This window comes from Pseudomonas sp. UBT (assembly GCF_050915955.1).
Lineage (GTDB): Bacteria > Pseudomonadota > Gammaproteobacteria > Pseudomonadales > Pseudomonadaceae > Aquipseudomonas > Aquipseudomonas antarctica_A.
Genome location: NZ_CP168079.1, coordinates 4,088,514 through 4,112,281 on the forward strand (window position 1 = coordinate 4,088,514; position 23,768 = coordinate 4,112,281).

The window sequence follows — 23,768 nt, forward strand, 5'->3', positions numbered from 1 at the left end:
CCGTTCAAATGTGGGAGCCGGGCTTGCCCGCGATAGTGGTGTATCAGCAGCAGATAAGCTGACTGGCCCACCGCCATCGCAGGCAAGCCAGCTCCCACACTGATCTGTGTCTGACCAGAATTCTGCGCCCGCCACCGTTCAAATGTGGGAGCCGGGCTTGCCCGCGATGGCGGTCGTTCAGCCAGGGATGTATTGACTGACCCACCGCATTCGCGAGCAAGCCCCACCTTTGGATCTCCATAGGCCAGGGAGCAAGCACCCTACTCCACGGTTCAGCCCTTCGCTTCGCTGATGATCTGGCGAATCGCACCGACAAAGGCTTCCGCCGGCTGGCCACCGCTGACCGCGTACTGGTCGTTGAACACGATGGTCGGCACCGAAGTCACGCCCCGGGAGATCCACAGCTGTTCCTGTTCACGAACTTCGGCGGCGTATTCATCGCAGGCGAGAATCTGCGCCGCACGCTTGATGTCCAGGCCGACGCTTTCGGCGATGATCGCCAGCGTCGCGTGGTCGGACGGGTCCTGACCATCGCTGAAATAGGCCTTGAACAGCGCTTCCTTGAGGTTGTATTGCAAGCCTTCAAGCCCGGCCCAATGCAGCAGCCGATGAGCATCGAACGTGTTGTAGATGCGGCTCTGGCCGTCGGTACGAAAGGCAAAGCCCAACGCCGCGCCCATGTCGCGAATACGCGCACGGTTGGCCTGGGACTCTTCGGCGCTGGAGCCGTATTTTTCAGTGATGTGCTCGACGATGTTCTGCCCGATGGCGGGCATATTCGGGTTCAGTTCGAACGGCTGGAAATGGATCTCGGCCTGCACTTCGCTGCCAAGCTGGTCGAGGGCTTCCGTCAGGCCACGCAGGCCGATGATGCACCAGGGGCAAGACACGTCGCTGACGAAATCGATTTTCAGGGGAGTACTCATGGTAGGCAACCTCGTTGGCATTAGCGCGCCGTAAAGGGTGCACGATACACCAACTTCACAACACCTTCGAAGGCTGGCCCAGGTCAATCTGCGCCCAGTGCGCAGCATCCTCGCGATGGGCTTGCAGGTACGGCAGCACCGCCGTCAGCAGCGGTGCCTTGAAAGCCTCCTGGAAACGATGGGCCATGCCGGGAATCAGCTTCAATTGGCTGCCCTGAATATGCGCGGCCAGGTGCACGCCGTGCATCACCGGCAGTAACGGATCGGCCGTGCCGTGCACGACCAGCGTCGGCACACGCAGTTGGTTGAGCAATGGCACACGGCTAGGCTCGGCGAGGATCGCCATGATCTGGCGCTTGACGCCGTCCGGGTTGAAAGCCCGGTCGTAGGACAGCGCCGCCTGGTGCAGCAGCGCCTGGCGATCGTCTTTCACATACGGGCTGCCCAATGCCGCCAGCAGATCGGCCTGTTGCTCAAGCGCCACCTCACGATTGGGCGCACTGCGCCGGGACAACAACTGCACCAGCGCCGCATTCGGCGCCGGCAAGCCTTCGGCACCGGAGCTGGTCATGATCAACGTCAGGCTCTCGACCCGTTGCGGCGCCATGGCCGCCAGGTGCTGGGCGATCATGCCGCCCATGCTCGCGCCCAGCACATGGAATTGGCGGATCTGCAAAGCATCCATCAAGCCCAGTGCGTCGTCGGCCATGTCGGTCAGCGTGTACGGCGCCGCCACCGGCAGCCCGAGCTTGTAGCGCAGCACTTCAAAGGTCAGGTTGGCACTGGCCGGGGCTTGGCGCCAAGTGGACAAGCCCGCATCACGGTTGTCGTAGCGGATGACCCGGAAACCTTGTTCACACAGGGCCACGACGACTTCATCCGGCCAGTGGATCAACTGCCCGCCCAGGCCCATCACCAGCAGCAACGCAGGGTCGGACGCACGGCCGATGCTCTGGTAGGCAATGCTCACCTGAGCCAGATCGACGGTTTGCGTCGGGACATTGACATCACATCGAGAAGCCGCAAAAGACGGCAGGCCGAACAATAGAGCGGCCAGTAAAAGCAACACGCGCATGAAAAACACCGAAACGCAGAACCCCAGTAGAGCGCGAGTCTGATGAAGTTTGTTCAAGCGCGCTGCCACAGTTCTGTGACAGTTTGATGAAGAGTGCCCAGCGGTCGTGGTCGATGCCTTATCGACAGGCATTGCAACATGAGACAAACTCACGGCAGTTCTGCCCATCACAAATTATTTTCATGGAGCGCCCGTGCTCGAAATTCGTCACCTCAAGACTCTGCACGCACTGCGCGAAGCCGACAGCCTGGTGGAAGCCGCCGAGCGCCTGCACCTGACGCAATCGGCACTCTCCCACCAATTCAAGGAGCTGGAAGAGCGCCTGGGCATGCAGTTGTTCGTGCGCAAGACCAAGCCGCTGCGCTTCACCAGCGCCGGCCTGCGCCTGCTGCAACTGGCCGACGCCACCCTGCCCTTGCTGCGTGGCGCCGAACGCGATATCGCGCGCCTGGCTGGCGGCACCGCCGGGCGTTTGCACATGGCGATCGAATGCCACAGCTGCTTCCAGTGGCTGATGCCGACCATCGACCAGTTTCGCGATGCCTGGCCAGAGGTCGAGCTCGACCTGGCCTCGGGTTTTGCCTTCGCGCCCTTACCGGCCCTGGCCCGTGGTGACCTGGACCTGGTGGTGACCTCCGACCCGCTGGAGCTGCCGGGCATCACCTATGTGCCGCTGTTCACCTACGAAGCCATGCTGGCCGTGGCCAACCAGCACGCGCTGGCGAACAAGTCGTACATCGTGCCCCAAGACCTGCTGACCGAAACCCTGATCACCTACCCGGTGGAGCGCGATCGCCTGGACATCTTCACCCGCTTCCTGGAACCGGCCGATGTGGAGCCAGCCCAGGTGCGCACCTCGGAGCTGACCGTGATGATGATGCAACTGGTGGCCAGCGGCCGGGGCGTGTGCGGCATGCCGCATTGGGCGCTGCATGAATACAGCTCGCGCGGTTACGTGAAGGCCAAGCGTTTGGGCGAGAAAGGGCTGTTTGCCACGCTGTATGCAGGGATTCGCGCCGACATGTTGGACGCGCCGTACATGCGCGACTTTTTACTCACGGCCAAGGACACGTCGTTTTCCACGCTGGACGGCGTCAGCGCCGTTCGCTGAACGGCACAGATCAAAATACGGGGATGGCTTGCCTGTGATGCAGACGACGCGATCTGGCTGCAGCACCGAGGCGAGACCACCGCAGGCAAGCCAGCTCCCACATTGGATCGAGTGTCCCCATGGGATTTCAGGCAACGTTGAGTTCGCGCCACATGTGGATTTTGTCGAAATACTCGACACCCACCCGCACCGCCAGCGGCTCCAGGCCGTACTGAATAAACCCGCAACGCTGGTACAACGCAAAGGCTGCGTCGTTGCCGGCGGTGACGGTCAGTTGAATCACCTTAAGGCGCGGATGCTTGCACGCCTCGACGAGTGCCGCCTCCACTAACCGACGACCCAGGCCCTTCATTTGATAAGCCTGCGTGACGTACATGCCGAACAAGGTCACCTTGTGCCGTGCCTTTTCACGGGGCTCGAAGGCCAGGCCGACAATTCCGACCAGTTCGTCGCCGAGGTACGCGCCGAGCAAGTGATCCAGCGGGCTCTCAATGCGTTTTTCCCACCAACTTAACGGCATGGCCGATCGCTCGGCCACGCTGGACGTGAACGCCTGGGGGTAGGCGTCATACGCCTCAAGCATCAACGTTCGATAAGCCTCGGCGTCATGGGCATCCAGGGTGCGAATCATCATTCGTTGCAGTCCTTTGCGCCTGTGAATCAGGCGGTAGCCGTCAGGGAGGCGCGATAAAACGGCAGGATCAGGTCGCGGGTCAGTGGTGCCAAGTGCAGGCCGCCATCACCGGCCGGGTCGATCCAGCGCACTTCTTCGATTTCAGCCGCGGGCGTCACCGCCACGTCGATGTGCACCTGGAACAGTTCAGCTTCCACAATGAAACCCGGCTCGTTGGCGGCAGGCGCCGAGAAGTGCCCCAAATACACGGCGTCGCTAGGGTCGATGTGCAGGTTGAGCTCCTCGTACAGCTCACGGGCCAAGGCTTCGGCGGGCTGTTCGCCCGCGTCAATCTTGCCGCCTGGCTGCATGAAGGCCTGGGTGCCGCGCTTGCGCACCAGCAGCGTTTGGCCGTCGCTGCCGATCAACAGCGCGGCGGCGATGCGAATAGTCGATGTCATGTAAAAAATGCCTTGAATGCAAAGGTGCAAGGATCACAGAAAGCGTCTTAACCGGGAAGCGCAGCCACATCCGGTTCTTTGATAAACACCGAATACTTGGCCCCTTCCATCGCCTCAAACGCAATCAACTTGTCCACCAGCGGCAGGTTCAACACCTTGCCGGCGTTGAGCAGCAGCATGCCGTTATCGGCGTTGAGATTGCGCGCCAGCACCATGCCCTCGGCGAGTTCGCGAGTGGTCAAGACCTTCACGCTTGAATCCCCCAGCGTCACGTCACTGAGGAACGCGGCGCAGGCCTGCACGAAGTCTTCGACCATATCCGGGTCATAGAGCTTGCCGGCGTATTTACGGATGTAGAGCAGCGCTTCATCGCTGTTCATGTGGCGCTCGAGGATCAGGCCCTTTTGCAGCTCGATAAAATCGACCGCAAGCTTCAATAACCGGGCGCCCGAGGGGATCAACTCGCCTTTGAGGTGGTCGGGAAAACCGCTGCCGTCCCAGCGTTCCTGGTGATGACGAATCAAGCGCGCGGCGTCCTTCATCGGCTCCAGAGTCATCAACAACGACTCGCTCTGGGTCGGGTAGGCCCGATAGCGTTCACGGTCGGTGCTGTGCAGCATGTCCGAGGGCGCGACCATCATGCTGTCGCTCCAGCTCAATTTGCCGATGTTATAGAGCGCGGCGGCCATGGTCAGGTCGCGGGCACTGGCTTCGTCCATCGCCTGGGCCTTGCAATACACCCGAATCAGCTCGATCAGCTGGCGATTGGTCTGCTTCTGCTTGGGCAGGCGCAAGTTGGCCAACAGTGAAAACACTTCGGTGCCGGTCACGTAGCTGCGCTTGAGTTCGTCGTAGGCCAGGTCGAGCATATCGGCGGTTTGCTGCAACTCACTGGTGCGGGCTTCGACGCGCTTTTCCAGGGTCGCGTTAAGGGCCTTCAACTGGTCGTTCTGCTCGCGGGTCAACTGTTCAAGACGCAGCCGTTCGCGCTCGGAATGCTGGTGGTCCAGGGACTGACGCAAGGTCAGCAGCATTTCCTCGTCGTTCCAGGGCTTGCTGATGTAGCGGTGAATCTGACCTTCGTTGATCGCCTTGATCATCATGCTCATGTCGGCATAGCCGGTCAGCAGGATGCGGGTGGTGGACGGGTACAGGCGGTGGGTCTCGGCCAGCAGCATCGCCCCGTCCATGGCCGGCATGCGCGCGTCGGTCATCACCAGGTCGATGGGCTGGGCCGCCATGATTTCCAGGGCTTGGGCACCACTGCCAGCCAACCGCACATCATAGGGTTGGCCACGCAGCAGGCGGCGCAGGCTATTGAGGATCGATTCTTCGTCGTCGACCAGCAAAATGGTGGGGGTGTAGGGGGGAGTCGTAGCAGTTTGTTCATCCATGGCGACACCTCCTGGCAATGACACACAATTGCTTCATTGCGGCCCGACGTGATCCACCGCTGTACTTGCTCACGCATTGAGCGCTAGATGACGGTCGGGGTAGCTGACTTTGATTTGACGCCAACTGGCCGACTTATTCAAGGGAGCCGACTATGCTTGTCGCATGAAGCTGGCGACCGTCCCCATGTACCGAAGCATTCGAGGTAAGGAAGCCCTATGCGCCAGAGCATGTTGTTGCACGCCTCAGGGTATCAATCATGAGTCCGCGCTCGGAACGCGCCAATCGACGCATTCTGATCGTCGATGATACCGCCTCAATCCACGCGGACTTCCGCAAGATCCTGTGCGCCGACGCCAACGGCGGCCAGACCCTGGACAGCATCGAAGAAACCCTGTTCGGCAGCGCCCCGGCCGTGCGCCAGACCTTTGTGCTGGATTCCGCCTATCAGGGCCAGGAAGCGCTGGCCCTGGTGAACAAAGCCCTGTCCGACAACGCCCCGTATGCCCTGGTCTTCATCGATATGCGCATGCCGCCGGGCTGGGATGGCCTGGAAACTATCGAACAGCTATGGAACGTTGACCCCAACCTGCAAATCGCCCTTTGCACGGCCTACTCCGACTACTCCTTCGAAGCCATTGAGGCGCGCCTCAAATACGACGACCAGTTGCTGATCCTGAAAAAGCCCTTCGACGACCTGGAAATTCGCCAGATGGCCAGTGCCCTGACCTGGAAATGGCAGTTGGCGCAGGACGCCGCATTCAAGCTGATCGGGCTCGAACGCACGATTGAGGAAAGGGTCCAGGAACTGCTCAAGGTCTCGCACCTGTTGCAATACGACGCCCTGACCGAACTGCCCAACAGCACCCTGCTGGGCGACCGCCTGACCCAAGCCACTGCCGTCTGCAGACGGCATGGCACCCAACTGGCCGTGATCTTTATTGGCCTGGACCGCTTCAAGCGCATCAACAATGCCCTGGGCCATCCGGTCGGCGATGAAATGCTCAAGCTTGTCAGCCAAAGCCTGGTGGCGACGGTGCGCGAGTCGGATTCGGTGTTTCGCTACGGCTCCGACGAATTTGTGCTGATCCTCAACGACATCAAGCATCCCCAGCAAACCCAGTACATTGCCGAAAAACTCCTCGCCGCCGTCAGCACCACCCACTATGTGGCCGGCCACGACCTGAGCGTCACCGCAAGCCTTGGCATCAGTGTTTACCCCGATGACAGCAGCAGCGCCGTGGAATTGATCAAAAAAGCCGAAACCGCGATGCGCGCCATCAAAGACCAAGGCCCCAACGATTTCAGTTTTTTCATCGACGAGATGAACCTGCGCGCGCAGGAACAGCAAAGCCTGGAAAGCGCCATCCGGCAGGCCCTGCAGCGCGATGAATTCACCTTGCACTACCAGCCGAAACTGGACTTGCACAGCGGGAAAATCGTCGGCGCCGAAGCGTTGATTCGCTGGCATCAGCCCGATCATGGCTGGATCTACCCGTCCGCCTTCATTCCCGTGGCCGAAGACAGTGGCCTGATCGTACCGTTGAGCCAATGGGTGTTGCGCCAGGCGTGTGAGCAAGCGCGCGCGTGGCAGGCCGCCGGGCTGCCGCCGACCTGTATCTCGGTGAATATTTCAGCGATTGATTTTCGCCAGCGTAACTTTGTCGTCAACCTGGCGGCGATCCTTGAGCAAACGGGCCTGACGCCACAGTTGCTGGAGTTGGAAATCACGGAAAGCGTGCTGATGCAAAACGTCGAAGACACGCTCACCACCTTGCGCGAGATCAAGACACTGGGCGTGCGGCTGTCCGTTGACGACTTCGGCACCGGGTATTCCAGCCTCAGCTACCTGCGACGCTTTCCGATTGATGTGCTGAAAATCGATCAATCGTTCATTCGCGGTTTGAGCAACAACAGCCAGGACGCGCAATTGATCAGCGCAATCATCAGCCTGGGTAAAAGCCTGGACTTGAACATCGTCGCCGAAGGCGTGGAAACCATTGCACAGCTGCAATTTCTGAAAGCTCACCAGTGTGAAGAGGGCCAGGGTTTCCTGTTCAGCAAGGCCGTAGCCGCCGATGAATTCGCCCAACTGCTGCAAACCGGGCACCCCAGCCTGTTGCCTGCCCACTGATCTTTTGCCGCAAGGAGCGACCGCTTGAGCCGCAGCACACCACGCACTCTTCACCTGTCACCACGGGTTCTGGGCATGACCCTGGCCCTGGGTTATGGCACCTGCCTGCCCGTCACGGCAGCACCGTTGGATGAACCGCTCAAACCATTGCCGCCGGTGCCGACGCTGGATGCAGCCACCGTGGAGTTGGGGCGCCAGTTATTCAATGAGACGCAACTGTCCGTCAATAACTCCAAGTCTTGTGCCAGTTGCCATAATCTGGAAGCCGGTGGTGACGATAACAGCGCATTTTCCCTGGGTTTCGATGGCAAGCCGGTCAAGCTCAACACCCCGACGGTATTCAACGCCAGCCTGAACTTCAAACAATTCTGGAACGCCAGGGTCGACACCCTGCAAGCGCAGGTTGAACAGGTGGTCGTCAGCCCTATGGAAATGGGCAACGACTGGCAGACTGTGGTCCGGACCCTATCGGCACTGCCCACCTACCAGGCCGCGTTCCAGCAGGTGTATCCCGACGGGGTGACGGCAGCCAACGTGCAGGACGCCCTGGCCACCTATGAACGCACGTTGCTCACACCCAATTCGCGCTTCGACCAGTACCTGCAAGGCAATACCGACATCCTCACCACCGATGAGAAATATGGCTACCAACGCTTCAAGGACTATGGCTGTATCGCCTGCCACCAGGGCGCCAATATCGGCGGCAACATGTACCAGAAGTTCGGGGTGATGGGCGATTACTTCAAGGCCCGTGGCAACCCGACCGAAGCCGACCTGGGCCGCTACCTGCTGACCAAGGACGAGGAAGACCGCAACGTGTTCAAGGTGCCGAGCCTGCGCAACGTTGCCGTCACCGCGCCGTACTTTCACGATGGCTCGGCCAAGACCCTGGAGGAGGCCGTCGACATCATGTTCAAGTACCAACTCGGGCGAATTCCGTCGGCGGAGGACAAGACGCTGATCATCAAATTCCTCAAGACGCTGACCGGCGAATGGGCAGGCAAGCCCCTATGAAATCATCCCGCCTCGCCAGCCTGATCACGCTCAGCGGCATCGCCCTGATACTGGCCTCGGTGCTGGTATTTCTGTACCTCAAATCGATCGGCGACCAGTCCACCACCTACACCGAGTCGCGCGACCTGATCCGCCAGATCAAGCAACTCAATTCCCAGTGGGACGTCGAGGTGCTCAAGGCCAGGATCGCCCTCACCCACAACTATGACCCGCTGGTGGCCCCCCTCAAGGAAATGAGCCAACTGTGGACCCTGCTGGAAAGTCGCGAAGGGCAACACCACCACGAACACCCAGCCGACTGGCTGGCCGCGCAGGATGCTTATCGTCAGTCGATTCAGGAAAAGGCCCGATTAGTGGAGCAGTTCAAATCGCACAATGCGGTACTGCGCAATTCCCTGGCCTTTTTGCCGACCGCCGAAGACGATATCCAGGCGCATTTCCTGCGACTCAAAGACACCGACAAGCTGGAACAGCAAAGCATCGCCACCGACACTTACGACTTGCTGCTCAGCGCCCTGGAGTTCGCCCAGGTGACAAGCGACGACAAAGCCGCGGACATCCTCGTGGGGCTGAACAAACTGGCGGTGAACAAAGAAAACCTGCCAACCGAATTCCAGGTGCCGGTGGAGATTCTCAGTAACCACATCGCGTTGATTTTGCGCGAGCAACCCATCGTCAATGACCTGCTCGGTCGCATCGCCGCGATTCCCCTTTCAGATCAACTGGATGACCTGACCACCCAACTCAACCAGGACCAGGCCGCCGCCGACCTGATTGACCAGAAATACCACCGCTACCTGCTGGTATTTTCTACGCTGCTGGTCGTGCTCTTGTTGTACCTGGCCATTCGCTTGTTGCGCAGCTTTGCCGAGATCAACCGGGTCAACCGCGCCTTGCACGGGGTCAATGAAAGCCTTGAACAGCGCGTCGAGGCGCGCACGCGGGAACTCAGAGATGCCCAGAGCGAACTGCTGGACAGCGCCCGCCAGGCCGGCATGGCGGAAATCGCGACCAATGTGCTGCACAACGTCGGCAACGTGCTCAACAGCGTAAACATCTCCGCCGAACTGGTCGCACGCAAGCTGCGCACCAGCAAGGCACTGGGGCTGGGTAAGGCCATGCAACTGATCAACGAGCACCCTGACGACCTGGGTACTTACCTGCGCGAGGACGAGAAAGGCAAATTGCTGCCCGGCTACCTCAACCAACTGGTGGAGGCCATCGCCCTCGAGCAACAGGGCCTGACCGATGAACTGGCGCAGTTGAGCAAGAGCGTGGACCACATCAAGGACATCGTCTCCACCCAGCAATCCTACGCCGGCGCTTCCAGCCTGCTGGAGCCCGTGGAGATCGGTGCCTTGATGGACGACGCCCTGCGCATGAACGCCGGGGCGCTGAATCGCCACCATGTGACGGTGGTCAAGGAGTATGCCGAGGTGCCGCAACTGATGGCGGACAAACACCGGTTGCTGCTGATCATGGTCAACCTGATCAGCAACGCCAAGTACGCCATGTCGAACCTGACCGACCGCCCACGGCAGATCACCTTGGCGATCACGACACTGGAGGACAGCCTCTTGCAGATCAGCGTCAAGGACGAAGGCGAAGGCATCCCCGCCGAAAACATGACGCGGATCTTTACCCACGGCTTCACCACACGCAAAGAGGGTCATGGTTTCGGCCTGCACAGCTGCGCCCTGGCGGCCATTGAAATGAACGGCCACCTCACCGCCCATAGCGACGGGCCAGGCAAAGGCGCCGTGTTCACGTTGCAAATCCCACTTAACGATGCAGCAGGCCAAGCATGAACGAACCTTCGAACCGGCGCATTCTGCTGATCGACGACACACCATCGATTCACGAAGACTTCCGCAAAATCCTCATGCCGCCCATGGAACAGAACCAGGCGCTGGACGACATGGAAGCTGCGCTATTCGGTGCCAGCGACACGCCGCATGGCCCCGTGTTCGAACTGGACTCGGCCTACGGTGGCCAAGAGGGGCTGAAGTTGCTTGAGGTCGCCATGGCCGAGCAAAAACCCTATGCCCTGGCCTTTGTCGACATGCGCATGCCCCAAGGCTGGGACGGTGCGCAGACCATTGAAGAACTCTGGAAAGTTGACCCGGACCTGCAAGTGGTGGTGTGTACGGCCTACTCGGATTACTCCTGGGAAGAGCTGCTGTTTCGCCTGCAAGCCCATGACCGCCTGCTGATCCTTAAAAAACCCTTCGACAACATTGAAGTACAGCAGATGGCCAATACCCTGGCCGCAAAATGGAGCATGGCGCGGCGCGCGTCTTTGCAAACCAGCCACCTGGAACACCTGGTTGAGCAACGCACCCAGGCACTGACCCAGGCAAGCCAGGCACTGCAACTGGAGATCGACGAGCGTAAACAGCTGGAAAGCCAGCTGGTGCAGTCGGAAAAACTCGCCTCCCTGGGCCAACTGGCGGCCGGCGTGGCCCACGAAATCAATAACCCGGTGGGGTTTATTTCGTCCAATCTCGGCACTCTGGGGGGTTACTTTGACCAGCTCCAAGAGATGCTCGATGCCTATCGACAGGCCGAAACCGCCACAGACAGTGAGCAGTTCGAAGCCCTGCGCCGGCGTCTGGACCTGGATTTCCTCAAGGAAGACATTCCCACGCTGCTTCGCGAATCGAAAGAGGGTATTGGCCGCGTGGTACAGATCGTCAAGGATTTGAAGGACTTTTCCCGGGTGGATAACGATCAGAACTGGCAGTGGGCGAACCTGCAACAGGGCATCGACTCGACCTTGAACATTGTCGCCAGCGAACTCAAGTACAAGGCCGACGTGGTCAAGCACTACGCGCCGCTGCCGGAAATCGAATGCCTGGCGTCGCAGCTCAACCAAGTGGTGATGAACCTGGTCATCAATGCGGCGCAAGCCATGGGGCCGGAGCGCGGCACTATTACCATCAGCAATGGGGTGGATGGCGAGAACATTTGGTTGGAAGTCGCAGACAACGGCTGCGGGATTGCCCCGGACAGCGTGCAGAAAATCTTCGATCCATTCTTCACTACCAAGCCGGTAGGCGAAGGGACCGGGTTGGGCTTGTCACTCTCCTACGGCATCGTCAAAAAACACCGTGGCGCTATCACCGTCCGTAGCGAATTGGGCAAAGGCACCACCTTTAAAGTGGTGCTGCCCATTCGGCAAACGGCTTAAACGACCTCATGCCTCGGCTTTTTTCGGGCTCGACCCAAACGAAGCGAAACGCTTGTTGAACCCGGCAATCCGGCCTTCGGCCTGGGTCTTGCGCTGTTGGCCGGTGTAGATCGGGTGCGAGGCGCTGGACACGTCCAGCGGGATGTAAGGGTAAGTGTGGCCGTCGCTGTGTTTATGGGTGCGATCACTGTCGGCAGTGGAGCCGATCAGGAAGAACGCGTCGGCGGCGGTGTCGTGGAACAGCACGGTGCGGTAGTCGGGATGGATACCAGCTTTCATAAGGCCTCCGGGGCGTTTGGGTGCATTTGATGTGTTATACAATAACATAAAATACGCACCCAAACGAGAACCGATTGCAATAAGAATAGACCGCAAGCTTCTATGCGGTTTCCTGGAAGTCCATTTCCGGCGGCTGTCGCGAGAAGCCCCGGGTGAGAAAACCCAGGTAAACCAGGCCGATCGCCAACCACACCAGGCCCAGGTAAATCGCCAGGTGGTCGAGGCTGACCATCAGCCACACATCCGCAACCAGGCCGATGGCCGGGAACAGCAGGAACAGGATCAACGCTCGTACTCCACGCGCTTTCGCGCCGATCCAGTAGTGAAAGATCACCGACAGGTTCACCAGGCTGAACGCCAGGAAGGCACCAAAGTTGATGAACGACGTGGAGGTGGTCACATCCAGCTTCAGCGCCAGCAACGCCACAACCGCACACAACAAGATGCTGTTGACCGGCGTGCCGAAGCGCGCATGCAATGTGCCGAAGAATGACTTGGGCAACACACCGTCACGGCCCATGGCATACAACAAGCGCGAACCACTGGCCTGGGCCGACAGCCCCGAGGCGAACTGGCCGACGATCAGACCGATCAGGAAAATCGACACAAACACATCACCGCCGATATTGCGCGCAATTTCATACGCGGCCGAATCCACATTGGCGAATTCAAACGACGGATGAGCGATCTGCACAAAGTAGGACACCGCCACAAAAATCAGCCCGCCGATCAAGGTAATCAACATGATCGCCCGTGGGATAGTGCGGCGTGGGTCGCGGGTTTCTTCGGTGAGGGTACTGACCGCGTCAAAGCCCAGGAATGAATAGCAGGCGATGGCCGCGCCGCTCATGATCAGCGGCATTTGCATCTGTCCGTTGAAGAACGGCGTGAGGGTCCACAGGGGTTGGCTGGGGTTGCCGCCGATGTAGTGAATGCACAGCGCAACAAACGCGATCAACACTAAAAACTGCACCAGCATCAGCAAGGCGTTGATGCCGTTGGCGAGCTTGAGGCCGACAATATTGATCGCGCTGGTGATGCCGATAAACGCCAGTACCCAGACCCACTGCGGCACCGAAGGAAACGCCGAATTGAGGTAGGCCGCACCGATCAGCCAGATGGCCATGGGCAAAAACAGGTAGTCGAGCAACACCGCCCAACCGGCGATAAAACCCAGCTTGGGGCTGATCGCCTTGCGCACATAGCTGTAGGCAGAACCGGCGACCGGAAATGCCTGGGCCATACGCCCGTAACTCATGGCGGTAAAGAACATCGCCACCAGGGCGGCCAGGTAGGCCGCGGGGACCATGCCGGCGGTGGATTGTGCGAGGATGCCGAAGGTACCGAGCACAATGATCGGCGTCATATAGGCGATGCCAAACAGCACCACCGACCCTAACGACAGGGTGCGTTGCAAACGAGCCATGAGCGATTCTCCGCTGATTTATTAGATTTATGGCAGAACTGAAGTGGGTGACTCGGGTGTCATTTTTCTTATGTTCAAACAGCGTTTGTGGCGAGCGGGCTCGCCACCGCAACCTCACTCGTCGAAGACGATCAGGCTTTAGGAATCAACAACTCGCGGGTCCCATCGCTGCGCTCTATCACCTCACCCGGCAATTTCAAGCGCTGGTCATCCAGGTAGCGGTAGTCCTTGCGAGCCGCCACCAGTTGGTCGAGATCCAGCTCGACGGTAAATTGCCCTTCCTCGCGCCCAGCCTCGAACAACAAGGTGCCCAGCGGGTCGACCAGCGCACTGCCACCGGCAAACAACAGGCCGCCATCGCCCTCTTCCACCCGGTTGACCATCAGCGCAAACGCCTGGTTTTCCTGGGCACGGGCCATGATCGCGGTGCGGTGCGTGGGGCCATACGGGTCCATGTTGCCGTTGGTGACGATCAGCAACTCGGCGCCCAACTGCGCCAGGGCGCGGGCGGTTTCCGGGAACTCGATGTCGTAGCAGATCAACAGGCCGACGCGCACGCCGTTCCACAGGCAGGTCGCGTAGCGATCACCCGGGGTGAACACGCCGCGATCCGAGGCCCACAAATGGGTCTTGCGATAACGCAGGGCGATGCCTTCGGGCGTGATCAGCAACGTGGTGTTGTAGAATTGGCCGCCGTCGTGCTCGGCCATGCCGACGACCACGCCGATATTGCGTGCACGGGCAGCCTGGATAACAGCCTGCACGGTAGGGCCATCCACCGGTTCGGCGATGTCGGCAACGGTCTCGGCTGACGGGAAGCCCATCAGATGGGTTTCCGGGAATACGATCAGTTGCGTATCGGCGGCGCAGGCAGCAATTGCCGCCAAGGCGCGCTCAAGGTTGTAAGCTTTGCCGTTATCACGACCTGCCAACTGGGCAAATTCGACCTTCATGGGTATTCCTTGTTCTCAATCTGTGCCGCAGTATGCGCAGCCACACCCCGCCAGGGAATTACGCGGCAGGGGTAACCCGATAGGGGTAGATCAATGACCATGTCGCTGCAAGACATCGCCTGGCACCGTTCGGTGGGGCAAATGATAGACGCCCTGGATCAGGCCAACTTCTGGACCCAACTGGTCCGGTTGCTCGACGCCTACGTGCCGTTCGACAGTTGGGTGGTGTTGCTGTTCAGCAGCGCGCATCGCCCGTTGGTGTTCGCCGAATGCCCAGGCGCCGATGGCACGCCGGACCATCTGTTCCAGGACTACCTGAACGGCCTGTACCTGCTCGACCCCTTCTACATCGCCAGCCGCGAGCATTCGCGCACCGGCCTGTTTCGCCTGGCTGAAGTGGCGCCGGAGCATTTCGAGCTCACCGAGTATTACCAGCGTTACTTTCGCCTGAACGTGGTGGCCGATGAAATCCAGTTCAATTGCCAACTGGCGGACGGGCGTACCCTGTGCCTGTCACTGGGCTCAAAGCAGCGTTTTGACCCGCAGCAAATCGCCTTGCTGTCGTTGATCCAACCCTGGGTGTTGAGTTTGCTGCGCCAACGCCTGCCCTTCGAGCTTAACCAGGTCAGCACACCGCAGCCGCCCGTCCAGAATGATGAGTGGGGCGCGCAATTGACTGCCCGTGAGCTGGATGTGGGCCGCTTGATGCTCAGCGGTTGCTCCAGCAAGGAAATCGCCCGTAAGCTGGAAATCTCTGTTGAAACCGTGAAAGTCCATAAGAAACACATGTACAGCAAGCTAGGGATCAAATCCCAGTCAGAGCTGTTCTCGATCTTTCTTCAGGCGCAAAACGCCTAGCCGATGAGTCCGAACCAAGGAAAACCGTATGAGCCTGTCGTTACTAAGCCGTTACGCCTTCTTTGCCGTGTGCGTCATTTTCACCCTCGCCAGCCTCCCTTTTATCGAACATGAATGGCTGTGGCCGATCACCGTGGTCACCGGCATTCTCAGCCTGATCGGGATTTTCGACCTGCTGCAAAGCCCCCACGCGGTGCGTCGCAACTACCCGATCCTGGGCAATATCCGTTACCTGGTAGAAGCCATCCGCCCGGAAATCCGCCAGTACCTGCTGGAATCAGACAGCGACGCCCTGCCCTTCTCCCGGGCCCAGCGCTCGCTGGTTTACTCGCGCGCCAAGAACGAAACCGCCGATAAACCCTTCGGCACCTTGATCGACGTATACCAGTCGGGTTTCGAATTTATCGGCCACTCCATGCGCCCCGCGCCGTTGAGTGACCCGAGCGCCTTTCGCGTGATGGTCGGCGGCCCGCAATGCAAGCAGCCGTACTCGGCGTCGGTGTTCAACATCTCGGCCATGAGCTTCGGGTCCCTGAGCGCCAACGCCATTCGCGCGTTGAACCAAGGTGCCAAGCTCGGCAACTTTGCCCATGACACCGGCGAAGGCAGCATCAGCCCCTACCACCGTGAAAACGGCGGCGACCTGACCTGGGAACTGGGCAGCGGCTACTTCGGCTGCCGCACCAGCGACGGCCGTTTCGACCCGGAACGCTTCGCCGTGCAAGCGCAAAACCCGCAAGTGCGCATGATCGAAATCAAGATGAGCCAGGGCGCCAAACCCGGCCATGGCGGGATCCTGCCCAAGCACAAGGTCACCCAGGAAATCGCCGACACCCGCGGCATCATGATGGGTGAAGACTGCGTCTCGCCGTCGCGCCACAGTGCCTTCTCCACGCCGATTGAAATGATGCAGTTCATCGCCCAATTGCGCGAACTGTCCGGCGGCAAACCCGTGGGTTTCAAGTTCTGCCTGGGCCACCCGTGGGAGTTCATGGGCATTGCCAAGGCCATGCTGGAAACCGGCATTCTCCCGGACTTTATCGTGGTCGACGGCAAGGAAGGCGGCACCGGCGCCGCGCCCGTGGAGTTCACCGACCATATCGGCGTGCCGCTGCGTGAAGGCCTGCTGTTTGTGCACAACACCCTGGTCGGCCTGAACCTGCGCGACAAGATCAAACTCGGCGCCAGCGGCAAGATCGTCAGTGCGTTCGATATCGCCAGCGTCCTGGCCATCGGCGCCGACTGGGCCAACTCGGCACGCGGCTTCATGTTCGCCATCGGCTGTATCCAGTCACAAAGCTGCCACACCAACAAATGCCCGACCGGCGTCGCCACCCAGGACCCGTTGCGCCAGCGCGCCCTGGTGGTGCCGGACAAGGCCCAGCGCGTGTTCAACTTCCACCGCAACACCCTCAAGGCGTTGGCGGAAATGCTTGCGGCAGCCGGCCTGGATCATCCAGCGCAGCTGTCGGCCAAGCATTTGGTGCGGCGTATGTCCGCAACTGAAATCAAGCTGTTCTCGCAGTTGCATGTGTTCCTCAAGCCCGGTGAATTGCTCACGGGCGAGGTGAACGGCGAGTTCTATTCGCGCATGTGGCAGATGGCGCGGGCGGACAGTTTTGAGCCCAATGAAATCGCTGCTGCCTGATAGCTAAACAAACACCTGCCCGCTGAACCGGACCACCGACGGCATCGTTGAAACAAGGAGATTCATCATGCCGTTATTGGACTTCGCTGCCATCGCCGAGCAACTGCCTGACAGCTGGAAATCCACCCGCCTCGGCCAGGTAGGCCCGGCGCGGATCAAAGTGTTGCGAATGGATGAACAGGCCTACGAAGAAGAAACCCACACTTACAACGAAGGGCTGCTGGTAGTCAGCGGCCAGTTGCGCCTGAGCATCGGCAATCACGAAATACGCGTGGGTGCCGGCCAGATGTACCTGGTGGAAGCCGGCACCGCGCATGCCGTACTTGCCGGTAGCCACGGCACCTTGGTGATCATTGATGTCTAGAGACATTCAGTAATACCCCGCCTTTGCAATTGCTTACAAATACCGCCAACCTGCGCCCGCCCGACGTGCGGCGTACGACAACACGCGCATTCGCCTGTCATTACTAAACTTATTTGTTCAAGAGCCCGCTGCCATGCTGAACGGACGCGACCCGCGCATCGATTTTTTTCGGGGCCTGGCGTTGATCTTCATTTTCTGGGATCACGTCCCCCACAATCCCCTCGGCCAGATTACCCTGCGCAATATCGGCTTCAGTGATGCTGCCGAAGTGTTCGTGTTTCTTGCCGGCTACGCCTCGGTGCTGGCCTACGGCAAGGTCCTGCAGCGCGAAGGTTACGGGATGGCCTGCCTGAAGATCCTGCGGCGCACATGGGTGTTGTACGTGGTGCATATCTTCCTATTGGCGATGTTGATGGGCATTGTGTTCTTCGCCAACAGCCATGTGGAAACCCGCGACCTGGTCGAGGAGATGGGCCTGACGCACTTCGTTACGCACCCGCAGCAAGCGTTGGTGGATGAATTGCTGCTGCGCTTCAAGCCGAACCTGATGGACCCGTTGCCGCTGTATATCGTGTTGCTCGCCGGCCTGCCGCTGGTGCTGCCGTCGCTCTTGCGTCACACCTGGGCGGTGGTCGCGGTGTCGCTGGCGGTCTATCTGCTGGCGCCGCATCTGGGCTGGAACCTGGCAGCGATTGCCGACGGTGTGTGGTACTTCAACCCCGTCACCTGGCAGTTGCTGTTTGTGCTGGGCGGGGCGGCGGCGATTCACGGGCAACGCCCAAGGCCACAGGACAATCGGCCGCTGCTGCGGCAGCCGTTGTTTGTGGCGGCTGCGGCCTATGTGCTGGTCGCGGGTGTCATCACGATCGGCTGGCGCTGGCCCGACATACACGACGCGCTGATGCCGTCAGCCTTGAGCGACCTGCTGTATCCGATCAGCAAGACCGACCTCTCGCCCGTGCGTCTGCTGCACTTCCTGGCCCTGGCCTACGTCACCGCCAAACTGTTGCCGGGGCGTGCCTGGACGCAAAACTGGCTGGCACAGCAGACCTGCCGGATGGGGCGTTACTCGCTGGAAGTGTTCTGCCTGGGCGTACTGTTGGCACCGTTGGCGGACATGATCAACGCCCTGGCTGGCGATGCCTTTGCCGTGCAGATTTTCACCGCGCTGATGGGGGCTGCACTGATGGCCGCGCTGGGGGCCTGGCTGGAGTTCAACAAACGCCTGAGCCAATCGCCCCACGTGGCTACCGCCTGAAAAACAAAAAGCCCCGATCAAGGGGCTTTTTGTTGAGCGGCTATTTGTTGAGTGCTGAGAGGTCAGGCTTGAGCACGCACCCCGGCATTGCTCGGCTGCAACTTGAACACGTAGAACAGCACCGTCAGCAGCACCAGGAATACCGGGCCCACGTACAGCGCGATACGCGTGTCCGGGAAGTACGCCATCAGCCCCACCACCAGCACCAGGAATGCCAGCGCCAGGTACGAACTGACCGGGTACAGCCACATGCGATATTTCAGCGCCTTCTGTTCGGCGGGGCTCAGGCTCTTACGGAATTTGAGCTGGGCCAGCAGGATCATCAGCCAGGTCCAGATCGCGCCGAAGGTGGCGATGGAGGTCACCCACACAAAGACTTTTTCCGGAACCATGTAGTTGAGCAGCACGCCCAGCAACAGCACGAAGATCGACAACAGCAGCGCCTTGCGGGGTACGCCGTTGCTTGAGGTGGTGCCGAAGGTGGCCGGGGCCTGGCCGTTCTGCGCCAGGCTGTAGAGCATGCGCCCAGTGCTGAAAATACCGCCGTTGCACGACGACAGTGCCGCCGTAATCACCACGAAGTTGATGATGCCGGCGGCGGTCTTGATGCCCAGGCGCTCGAAGGTCATCACGAACGGGCTGCCCTGGGTGCCGATTTCGTTCCACGGGTAGATCGACAGAATTACGAACAGCGCGCCCACATAGAACAGCAGGATGCGCCAGAACACCGAGCCGATGGCACTGGGGATGGTCTTCTGCGGGTTCTTCGCTTCACCGGCGGTGAGGCCGATCATTTCCACGCCGAGATAGGCGAACATCACCATTTGCAGCGACATCAACACGCCTTGCACGCCGTTGGGCATAAAGCCGCCGTGGGCCCACAGGTTGGAGATACCCAGTGCCACGCCGTCATTGCCGAAGCCGAACGCGATGATGCCGATGCCACCGATGACCATTGCAATGATCGTGACGATCTTGATCAGCGCGAACCAGAATTCGAACTCACCGAACGCCTTGACCGCAATCAGGTTGATGGTGCCCATGCTGATCAGCGCCGCCAGGGCCCAGATCCAGCGCGGGGTGTCGGGGAACCACACGCCCATGTACACGGCGACGGCGGTAATTTCCGCCACGCAGGTTACCAGCCACAGGAACCAGTAGTTCCAGCCGGTGAGGAAACCCGCCAACGGGCCGAGGTAATCCTGGGCATAGCGGCTGAACGAGCCGGCGACGGGGTTGTGCACCGCCATTTCGCCGAGCGCGCGCATGATCACCAGGATCGCCAGGCCGCCAATGATGTAAGACAGCATGATCGCCGGGCCAGCCATTTCAATGGCCTTGGCCGAGCCCAGGAACAGGCCGACACCGATACAGGCGCCAAGGGCCATCAGGCGAATATGCCGTTCACCGAGTTCACGTTTGAGCGGGCCGCCTTGAGCGGTCTCGCCATGGGGCAGTGGGTTGCCGACTGGCATAAGGGTACAACCTCATTTTGTTATTGGAGTGTCCGTCGAGTTTCCAGGGGCCGGCCGGTAAGCCTGCGCCCTTGTCGAAACCGGGCCGCCTCATGGACGGGCCCTTCTTGCCGGGCAAGATCAGCGGGGCATGCAGTATAAAAAGCTGAGAGCAGGTTCTTTCACTATAAAAACGATCCAATTTAGGGGATGCGTCGGCCAAAATGCCATTTTACAGGAGCATTTAACCTGGATAGGGCGACAAAACGTCGCGGTGCGCGCCCCTGAAAAATGGCTTTCTGTGGCGAGCTTGCCCCGCGTTGGGTGGCGAAGCCGCCCTAAAACCTGCCACCGCGATATGCCTGACACACAAATCCCTCACACCCCGCCCTCAGCGACTAAGCTTCAGGCAAGTCCGATCAATCTGCGTTAAGGATCAATCGACTATGGGCGCACTGTGGCAAACCGAATCGAGCAAAGCTGCGAAACTACAAGGCAGTTCGGACCCAGCGCCTTTACCTAAAAATAAACCCAGGCCCTGCTATGTACGGCGCCTCTTCGGGTTGATTGTGTTGATGGCGCTGATTGCCCTGGGGTTTGCCGCCGCCAAAGAGATGCGCACCTCCCGTCTGCAGGCCCAGGAACTCAGCCGCCTGGCGCGCGACCTCACCTATCAGGTGAAGCCCGGCCCCAGTCAGGCCATTACCTATCCGGGAGCCGGTCCCTTCGACCGACGCCTGGGTTACAGCGACCTCGGCACGTTCCTGCCGCGCCTGCTCAAGCGCGGTTATGTGATTGAGGCCCAGGCACGCTTTTCACCCGCACTGATGGACTACAGCGCCAAGGGCCTGTTTGTGCCCTATGCGGAAAAGATCCAGGCCGGGCTGTCCATTACCGACTGCCGCGCCGTGCCGCTGTACCAGTACAACTACCCGCAACAGCTGTACCAAAGCTTCGCGGCGATCCCGCCCGTGGTGGTCAACAGCCTGCTCTTTATCGAAAACCGCGACCTGCTCGACCCCACCCAGCCCCAGGCCAACCCTGCCGTGGACTGGCCGCGCTTTGCCAAGGCCGCCTGGTCACAAGTCGCCAAGGTGCTGCACCTGCCGGGCCAGAGTGCCGGCGGCAGTACCTTGGCGACCCAGCTGGAAAAGTACCGTCATTCCCCGGATGGCCTGACCGTATCGGGCGAGGAAAAACTGCGGCAGATGTTTTCCGCCGCCGTGCGCGCCTATCGCGATGGGCCGGACACCTTACCGGCACGGCAGAATATCCTGCGTGACTACCTCAACAGCGTGCCGCTGTCGGCGGTGCCCGGCCACGGCGAAGTGCATGGCCTGGCCGAGGGTTTGCGGGTGTGGTACGGCGCCGATTTCAACCAGGTCAACCAGGCGCTGGTCGGCCCGGTGAGCGCCGAGCAAGGCCTGGCCTTGCGTGAAGTGCTGTCGTTGATCATCGCCCAGCGCCGTCCTTCGCACTATCTGGCCAAAGGCCGCGAAGAACTGGCCCAACTCACCGACAGCCATCTACGGCTGCTGGCGCAGAACAGCGTGATTACTCCGGCACTGCTGCAAGCCGCACTGGCGACCAACGTCAGCTACCGCGACTGGTTACAACAACCGACGGTGCAGCCCGTGGAGACCAACAAAGGCATCAGCATGGCCCGTGCACGCCTGGCTGCCCTGCTCGACCGACCGCTGTACGACCTCGACCGCCTCGACCTCTCGGCCACCACCACCCTGCAAGCCCCATTGCAGGGCCAGGTCAGCGATTACCTCAAGCACCTCGCCGATCCCGACTTTGCGCGCCAGATCGGCCTGCTTGGCGAGCGCCTCCTGACCCCGGCCAACACCGCGCAAGTGCGCTACAGCTTCACGTTGTTCGAGCTGACGCCAGATGGCTCACGGGTACGCGTACAAACTGACAACACCGACCAGCCTTTCGATATCAACGAAGGCAGCAAACTGGAACTGGGCTCCACCGCCAAGTTGCGGGTGCTGACCACTTACCTGCAAATCATCACCGAGCTGCACGACAAGTACGCCGCCCAAGCCCCCGCCGCGCTGAAAAAAGTCGCCGTCGACGACCAGGACCGCCTGAGCCGCTGGGCCCTCGACTACCTGATCCAGACACCGGACAAATCCCTGGCCAAAATGCTCGACAGCGCCCTTGATCGCACCTACTCGGCCAGCCCCAACGAAGGCTTTTTCACCGGCGGCGGCCTGCATCACTTCCATAATTTTCGCAACGAAGACAACGGCCGCAGCCCGACCTTGCGCGACGCCCTGCGCGAGTCGATCAACCTGCCGTTCATTCGCCTGATGCGTGATGTGGTGCGCTACACCACCTATTCCGGCGCCAACAACAGCGCCGAGTTGCTCAAGGACGACAATGACCCGCGCCGCCAGGAATACCTCGCCGATTTTGCCGACCGCGAGGGCACGACCTTCCTGCGCAAGTTCTGGAAGAAGTACCAGAAGAAAGACACCCAGGCGCGCCTCGATACCTTTCTCGACGGCCTGCGCCCCACGCCGATTCGCCTGGCCGCCGTACACCGCTACCTGCTGCCCAACGCCAACCAGGACAGTTTCAACCTGTTCGTGCGCGCGCACCTGACCGGCGTCAAAACCAGTGAGAAGCTCACCGACGAGCGCCTGCAAAAACTCTACAAGGCCTATGGCCCCGGCACCTATGACCTGCCCGACCAGGGCTATATCGCCAAGGTCCACCCGTTGGACCTGTGGTTGATCGGCTACTTGCTCAACCATCCCGAGGCGACCTTCAGCGAAGTGGTCAAGGCCAGTCGATTCGAACGCCAGGAGGTCTATAGCTGGTTGTTCAAAAGCCGCCATCAGAGCGCACGCGACAGTCGCATCCGTACCATGCTCGAGGTGGAAGCCTTCCTCGATATTCACCAGCGCTGGCAGGCGGTCGGTTATCCGTTCGACCACCTGGTGCCGTCACTGGCCACCGCGATTGGCAGCTCCGGCGATCGCCCGGCGGCGCTGGCAGAACTGATGGGGATCATCCTTAACGAGGGTGTGCGCGCGAGGGTGGTGCGCATCGACAGCCTGCACTTTGCTGCCGGTACGCCCTATGAAACCCAGGTGATCAACGACCCCGCCACCGGCAAACGGGTGATGCCGGTGGAGGTGGCGCGGGCGTTGCGCGGGGCCTTGTCCCAAGTAGTAGACGCCGGCACCGCCAAGCGTGTGGCCGGCAGTTTCAAGTTGGACGACGGCACGCCGCTGGCCATGGGCGGCAAGACCGGCACCGGCGACAACCGCATTGAAGCCATCGGCGCCGGCGGGCGGGTGCTCAGTTCCAAGTCGATCAACCGCACCGCCACCTTTGTGTTCTATATCGGCGACCGCCACTTCGGCACCCTCACCGCGTTTGTGCCCGGCAGTTCAGCGCAAGGTTTCAAGTTCACCTCGGCGCTGCCCGTGCAGGTGCTCAAGGGCATGGCGCCGATTCTTATGCCGTACTTGAAGCCAGGTGAGCAGACCCTGTGTCTGTCGGTAGCGGGTCAGCACTGAAAAACAGCCGCCTGGCAAACGGCCGGGTAATCTTCGCCCGGTCGATTTCCAGGGTCGGGCGCACTCGCCCGGT

19 protein-coding genes are annotated in these 23,768 nt (G+C 60.4%); 10 read left to right on the plus strand and 9 right to left on the minus strand.

Going from position 1 to position 23,768, the window contains the following annotated elements; genetic code table 11:
* Window positions 1–272: 272 nt before the first annotated feature.
* Together ACDZ94_RS18915 and ACDZ94_RS18920 are read right to left on the minus strand one after the other, a co-directional pair.
* A complete protein-coding gene (locus ACDZ94_RS18915) occupies window positions 273–926 on the minus strand; it encodes a DsbA family oxidoreductase (protein WP_064450911.1) in 654 nt (217 codons plus the stop codon).
* A 55-nt stretch (window positions 927–981) separates the two neighbouring features.
* On the minus strand, window positions 982–2,001 hold the full coding sequence (locus ACDZ94_RS18920; protein WP_432750583.1) for an alpha/beta fold hydrolase: 1,020 nt from the start codon (window positions 1,999–2,001) through the stop codon (window positions 982–984).
* Window positions 2,002–2,194: 193 nt separating this feature from the next.
* On the opposite strand from ACDZ94_RS18920, the gene metR reads away from it, so the two are divergent.
* Complete coding sequence (metR, locus tag ACDZ94_RS18925; RefSeq protein ID WP_064450910.1) at window positions 2,195–3,112, plus strand: transcriptional regulator MetR; 918 nt, start codon at window positions 2,195–2,197, stop codon at window positions 3,110–3,112.
* A gap of 127 nt (window positions 3,113–3,239) precedes the next feature.
* Here the strand turns inward: metR and ACDZ94_RS18930 are convergent, their stop codons facing one another.
* The 3 genes from ACDZ94_RS18930 to ACDZ94_RS18940 are packed head-to-tail and all read right to left on the minus strand — an operon-like array spanning window position 3,240 to window position 5,580.
* Window positions 3,240–3,746, minus strand: a complete 507-nt coding sequence (locus ACDZ94_RS18930; protein WP_221294041.1) for a GNAT family N-acetyltransferase — start codon at window positions 3,744–3,746, stop codon at window positions 3,240–3,242.
* A gap of 26 nt (window positions 3,747–3,772) precedes the next feature.
* On the minus strand, window positions 3,773–4,186 hold the full coding sequence (locus ACDZ94_RS18935; RefSeq protein WP_064450908.1) for an NUDIX hydrolase: 414 nt from the start codon (window positions 4,184–4,186) through the stop codon (window positions 3,773–3,775).
* 47 nt (window positions 4,187–4,233) lie between these two features.
* On the minus strand, window positions 4,234–5,580 hold the full coding sequence (locus tag ACDZ94_RS18940; RefSeq protein WP_064450907.1) for an HD domain-containing phosphohydrolase: 1,347 nt from the start codon (window positions 5,578–5,580) through the stop codon (window positions 4,234–4,236).
* Between the two features lie 257 nt (window positions 5,581–5,837).
* Between ACDZ94_RS18940 and ACDZ94_RS18945 the strand changes: the two genes are divergently transcribed.
* From ACDZ94_RS18945 to ACDZ94_RS18960, 4 genes are all read left to right on the plus strand, one after another.
* Window positions 5,838–7,712, plus strand: a complete 1,875-nt coding sequence (locus tag ACDZ94_RS18945; RefSeq protein ID WP_432750584.1) for a putative bifunctional diguanylate cyclase/phosphodiesterase — start codon at window positions 5,838–5,840, stop codon at window positions 7,710–7,712.
* Between the two features lie 75 nt (window positions 7,713–7,787).
* Window positions 7,788–8,726 carry a cytochrome-c peroxidase gene (locus ACDZ94_RS18950; RefSeq protein WP_221296048.1) on the plus strand — a complete coding sequence of 313 codons (939 nt, stop codon included), beginning with the start codon at window positions 7,788–7,790 and terminating at the stop codon, window positions 8,724–8,726.
* The gene (locus ACDZ94_RS18955) at window positions 8,723–10,534 is read left to right on the plus strand and encodes a DAHL domain-containing protein (RefSeq protein WP_432750585.1); all 1,812 of its coding nucleotides are present in this window, start codon (window positions 8,723–8,725) and stop codon (window positions 10,532–10,534) included. The genes ACDZ94_RS18950 and ACDZ94_RS18955 overlap by 4 nt, the downstream gene beginning before the upstream one ends.
* The gene (locus ACDZ94_RS18960) at window positions 10,531–11,916 is read left to right on the plus strand and encodes an ATP-binding protein (RefSeq protein ID WP_432750586.1); all 1,386 of its coding nucleotides are present in this window, start codon (window positions 10,531–10,533) and stop codon (window positions 11,914–11,916) included. Before ACDZ94_RS18955 ends, ACDZ94_RS18960 begins: the two co-directional genes overlap by 4 nt.
* Before the next feature lie 6 nt (window positions 11,917–11,922).
* Here the strand turns inward: ACDZ94_RS18960 and ACDZ94_RS18965 are convergent, their stop codons facing one another.
* The 3 genes from ACDZ94_RS18965 to ACDZ94_RS18975 all read right to left on the minus strand — a co-directional run bounded on the left by ACDZ94_RS18965 (window position 11,923) and on the right by ACDZ94_RS18975 (window position 14,574).
* Window positions 11,923–12,195, minus strand: coding sequence for a type B 50S ribosomal protein L31 (locus ACDZ94_RS18965; protein WP_064450902.1), 273 nt, complete (start codon window positions 12,193–12,195; stop codon window positions 11,923–11,925).
* Window positions 12,196–12,295: 100 nt separating this feature from the next.
* Window positions 12,296–13,621 (minus strand): APC family permease, encoded by a 1,326-nt coding sequence (locus tag ACDZ94_RS18970; protein WP_432750587.1) that lies wholly within the window; start codon window positions 13,619–13,621, stop codon window positions 12,296–12,298.
* 131 nt (window positions 13,622–13,752) lie between these two features.
* Window positions 13,753–14,574 (minus strand): carbon-nitrogen hydrolase family protein, encoded by an 822-nt coding sequence (locus ACDZ94_RS18975; RefSeq protein WP_432750588.1) that lies wholly within the window; start codon window positions 14,572–14,574, stop codon window positions 13,753–13,755.
* A 93-nt stretch (window positions 14,575–14,667) separates the two neighbouring features.
* Here ACDZ94_RS18975 and ACDZ94_RS18980 point away from each other — a divergent pair, with 93 nt between their 5' ends.
* From ACDZ94_RS18980 to ACDZ94_RS18995, 4 genes are all read left to right on the plus strand, one after another.
* Window positions 14,668–15,432, plus strand: coding sequence for a helix-turn-helix transcriptional regulator (locus tag ACDZ94_RS18980; RefSeq protein WP_064450899.1), 765 nt, complete (start codon window positions 14,668–14,670; stop codon window positions 15,430–15,432).
* A gap of 28 nt (window positions 15,433–15,460) precedes the next feature.
* Entirely contained in the window at window positions 15,461–17,080 is a 1,620-nt protein-coding gene (locus tag ACDZ94_RS18985) for an FMN-binding glutamate synthase family protein (protein ID WP_064450898.1), read from the plus strand.
* Between the two features lie 67 nt (window positions 17,081–17,147).
* Window positions 17,148–17,444, plus strand: coding sequence for a cupin domain-containing protein (locus ACDZ94_RS18990; RefSeq protein ID WP_064450897.1), 297 nt, complete (start codon window positions 17,148–17,150; stop codon window positions 17,442–17,444).
* A gap of 133 nt (window positions 17,445–17,577) precedes the next feature.
* Window positions 17,578–18,702, plus strand: a complete 1,125-nt coding sequence (locus ACDZ94_RS18995; protein ID WP_221294035.1) for an OpgC domain-containing protein — start codon at window positions 17,578–17,580, stop codon at window positions 18,700–18,702.
* A 62-nt stretch (window positions 18,703–18,764) separates the two neighbouring features.
* On the opposite strand, the gene ACDZ94_RS19000 is transcribed toward ACDZ94_RS18995, so the two are convergent.
* On the minus strand, window positions 18,765–20,177 hold the full coding sequence (locus ACDZ94_RS19000; protein WP_064450895.1) for an amino acid permease: 1,413 nt from the start codon (window positions 20,175–20,177) through the stop codon (window positions 18,765–18,767).
* Window positions 20,178–20,602: 425 nt separating this feature from the next.
* Between ACDZ94_RS19000 and ACDZ94_RS19005 the strand changes: the two genes are divergently transcribed.
* Window positions 20,603–23,695, plus strand: coding sequence for a transglycosylase domain-containing protein (locus tag ACDZ94_RS19005; protein ID WP_064450894.1), 3,093 nt, complete (start codon window positions 20,603–20,605; stop codon window positions 23,693–23,695).
* Window positions 23,696–23,768 lie beyond the last annotated feature (73 nt).